This window comes from Gluconobacter sp. P1D12_c, assembly GCF_018812105.1.
In the GTDB taxonomy this organism is placed as follows: Bacteria; Pseudomonadota; Alphaproteobacteria; order Acetobacterales; family Acetobacteraceae; genus Gluconobacter; species Gluconobacter oxydans_A.
In genome coordinates this window covers 1-368 of the sequence record NZ_JACSIQ010000827.1, presented here as the reverse complement: position 1 = coordinate 368, position 368 = coordinate 1, and the positions used below count along the sequence as shown (strand labels likewise).

The 368-nt window shown below is 57.6% G+C and carries 1 protein-coding gene; it reads right to left on the bottom strand.

Translation table 11 applies throughout. From position 1 onward, the window contains the following. Nucleotides 1-368: transposase (locus KP705_RS19390; RefSeq protein ID WP_215765492.1), on the bottom strand; the 368-nt coding region annotated here is incomplete at both ends.

Genomic DNA, 368 nt, shown 5'->3' with positions numbered 1-368 from the left:
TGTTGCGCTGCCTGGGAGCCGCGACCAGCGTTGCATCCAGGATCTGCCCTGACATCGGGAGATAACCAGCGTTCCGCAGGGTTGCATCAAAGCGATTGAACAGACCATCGACCGCACCCGCCTGTGTCAGACGCTCGCGAAACAGCCAGACCGTTTTGGCATCGGGCACGCGATCTGACAGCCCCAGACCAAGAAAACGCATGAAGGACAGGCGGTCATTGATCAGATATTCCGTCCGTTCATCGGACAGATTATTCAGCGTCTGGATCACCAGGATTTTGAACATCAGCACCGGATCAAACGGCGGACGGCCGCCTTTGCTCCCGTCCGCATAGGCCAGAGCCTTCTCCAGGTCAGGACGGAATACT